This is a genomic window from Enterobacter cloacae complex sp. P12RS (genome assembly GCF_014895875.1).
In the GTDB taxonomy this organism is placed as follows: Bacteria; Pseudomonadota; Gammaproteobacteria; order Enterobacterales; family Enterobacteriaceae; genus Enterobacter; species Enterobacter bugandensis.
In genome coordinates this window covers 361-888 of the sequence record NZ_JADBQO010000091.1, presented here as the reverse complement: position 1 = coordinate 888, position 528 = coordinate 361, and the positions used below count along the sequence as shown (strand labels likewise).

At 36.9% G+C, this 528-nt stretch carries 1 protein-coding gene; it reads left to right on the top strand.

The features are described from left to right. Positions 1–277: 277 nt before the first annotated feature. A complete protein-coding gene (locus tag IM284_RS23570; RefSeq protein WP_226838969.1) occupies positions 278–502 on the top strand; it encodes a hypothetical protein in 225 nt (74 codons plus the stop codon). Positions 503–528 lie beyond the last annotated feature (26 nt).

Sequence of the window (528 nt, the reverse complement as noted above, 5' to 3'; positions counted from 1 at the left end):
TCCCAGGATGAATTAATCAGGTTAAAACATAAAAATATCCCAGCTAGCAATAGACAGGTTAAATAAAATTAATTGGTTTGTTAATCTTGGTAAGGCGACGACACTCCCTGTGGTTCTCCAGGCTCAGTCCCTTAGCTTGTTTATAAAAAGCCTCAATAGTGATGAATTGGAGAGTGCCACCCTAGAGGCTGTTAATGAAATAACGGGTTATCTCGCAATAAAACACACTGAAAAATATCAATACTGAAACTCTTTGGTCAAAGAAGCGAAGAAAGTTGTGGAGATTGATATTATCCCAAAAATAATCTTCCCAGAGTCTGAGAAAATCTCAATGATTGAGAGCTTAAAATGGGATCTTGTCAATTACTTGCTTGAAGATGCGTATAGTTCTTTACTACGAGAACCGTTCTTTTTTAATGGATTGATTAATGTTTATGAAGCTAGTCATATGCCTTGTGGATGGTCAGGTATTTGGCCAGCGGGAAAACTAGTTATCTATTGATAGACTCGCAATAAAAAAATCCACGC